Raw genomic sequence first — 2192 nt, forward strand, 5'->3', positions numbered from 1 at the left:
GGCTTGGGCGGCTCCTTGCCGCGGTTCAGCGCGTCCATGGCGGCGGCGTGGCGGCCGGCCTCCGGGTCGCGCCACCACAGCGCGAAGGCGTGGTCGAAGATCTCCTGATGCTCGTGCCGGTGGACCAGCGTGGCGCGCAGGGCGGCGCGCACCTCGCGCCGGTCACCCAGCTCGATGCGGGTCAGCGCCTCGGCGCCCGCCAGCAGCTCGGCCGGGCCGAGCGGCAGGCCGGCGCGGCGCAGCATCCGCCCGAAACCCAGCAGATTGGCGGCGAGCGCCCCGCTCATGCGCTCAGAACGGCATCGCGGGGGTGGCAGGCTGGCGCACGGCCTCGACCAGCTTCGCCGCCTCCGCGCCGCGCAGCTTGGCGATGTCGTCCTGGTACTTCAGCAGCGCGCCCAGCGTCTCGTCGACCAGGGGCGGGTCCAGCTCGCGCGCCTCCAGCGCCTGCAGCGCGGCGGCCCAGTCGATGGTCTCGGCCACGCCGGGATACTTGAAGAAATCGCCCGCGCGCAGCGCCTGGACGAAGGCCACCACCTGGGCCGAGAGCGCCTCCGGCAGGCCGGGCAGGCGGCGGGCCAGGATGGCGCGCTCCCGCGCCGCGTCGGGGTAGTCCACCCAATGGTAGAGGCAGCGGCGGCGGATGGCGTCATGCACCTCCCGCGTGCGGTTGCTGGTCAGCACCACGATGGGCGGCGTGGCCGCCTTGACCGTGCCCAGCTCCGGGATGGTCAGCTGGAAATCGGCCAGGATCTCCAGCAGGAAGGCCTCGAAGGGCTCGTCGGCGCGGTCCAGCTCGTCGATCAGCAGCACGGCGGGCGGGCCGGACAGCGCCGCCAGCAGCGGCCGCTCCTGCAGGAAGCGGCGGTCATAGAGACCGGCCTCCAGCCGCGCGCGGTCGGTCTCGCCGGCGGCCTCGGCCAGGCGGATCGCCATCAGCTGGCGGGCATGGTCCCATTCATAGGCGGCGGCCGAGAGGTCCAGCCCGTCATAGCATTGCAGCCGCACCAGCCGCCGGCCGAGGCCGGCGGCCAGCACCTTGGCGATTTCCGTCTTGCCGGTGCCGGGCTCGCCCTCCAGGAACAGGGGGCGGCCCATGGACAGCGCCAGGAAGACGGTGGTGGCGAGCGCCCGGTCGGCGACATAGCCGCCGGCCTGCAGCAGGCGCTCGGTCTCGGCGACCGAACCGGGCAGCGTCGCGCCCATGCTCAGCCGATCACGAAGAGCAGGATCAGCACCACCAGGAACACGGCCGAGCCGCCCCAGAACAGCAGCGGCAGGCCGAACAGCTCGGAGGGCATCAGCGCGAAGATCGAGATCGGCTGGGCCGCGGGCGCGGCCGGGCGCGGCGCGGGCCGGGCATCGATCTTCTCGGCATCGGGGTGCAGCGGGCCGGTGGGGCCCAGCACCGGCTGGCCCATGCGCGGCGCGGCCAGGGTGGCGGCGGCCAGCCGCTCCTCGGCATTGGCGGCGGCGACCGGCTGCTGCACCACGGCGGCGGCGAAGCGGTCGAAGAACTGGTCGGCCATCTGCTTGGCGGTGCTGTCGATCAGCCGCGCGCCGAGCTGCGCCATCTTGCCGCCGACCTGCGCCTTGACGGCATAGCGCAGCAGCGTGGCCTGCGGGCCCTCCTCCTCCAGCGCCACATCGGCACCGCCCTTGGCGAAGCCCATGGCGCCGCCATTGCCCTCACCGGAGATGGTGTAGGAGGCGGGCGGGTTGATGTTGGAGAGCTGCACCTTGCCGGCGAACTTCGCCGCCATCGGGCCGATCTTCAGGGCGACGCGGGCCTGGAACGAATCCTCGCCCGTGCGCTCGACCGATTCGCAGCCCGGGATCGAGGCGCGCAGGATCTCGGGGTCGTTCAGACCCTCCCAGACGGTCTGGCGCGGCGCCTCGATGCGGCGTTCTCCGGTCATTTCCATGGCAGGTCTCCCAGGGGTCAGGGGGTGAAGCTAAGGCGCCGGGGCGCCTTGGGGAAGGGTGCGCCGGGCGACCCGCCGCCATGGCGGGGCCGGGTGGCGCGGGGGGCGGGGATTGTGTAGGGGGCAGGGCGAGGGGATTTGCCGCCGGCGCCGCCGGGCGACGGCGTGCCGAGCAGGAGGGGATATCCATGCCGATGCCGGAGATGCGGCGGCCGCCGGAACGCCGTGGCGCGGGGATGCGGCGGGGCCGGGCGGCGGGCCGTGCCG

General features: G+C 74.0%; 2 protein-coding genes and 1 pseudogene. All 3 read right to left on the minus strand.

Annotated features, from left to right (window positions below):
- A pseudogene (locus tag HMPREF0731_RS19460) lies at window positions 1–287 on the minus strand (VWA domain-containing protein); the annotation flags it as partial.
- Window positions 288–291: 4 nt separating this feature from the next.
- Complete coding sequence (locus HMPREF0731_RS19465; protein ID WP_007005925.1) at window positions 292–1206, minus strand: AAA family ATPase; 915 nt, start codon at window positions 1204–1206, stop codon at window positions 292–294.
- Window positions 1207–1208: 2 nt separating this feature from the next.
- Window positions 1209–1925, minus strand: a complete 717-nt coding sequence (locus HMPREF0731_RS19470) for an SRPBCC family protein (protein ID WP_007005926.1) — start codon at window positions 1923–1925, stop codon at window positions 1209–1211.
- Window positions 1926–2192: the final 267 nt, after the last annotated feature.

Source organism: Pseudoroseomonas cervicalis ATCC 49957, from assembly GCF_000164635.1.
In the GTDB taxonomy this organism is placed as follows: domain Bacteria; phylum Pseudomonadota; class Alphaproteobacteria; order Acetobacterales; family Acetobacteraceae; genus Pseudoroseomonas; species Pseudoroseomonas cervicalis.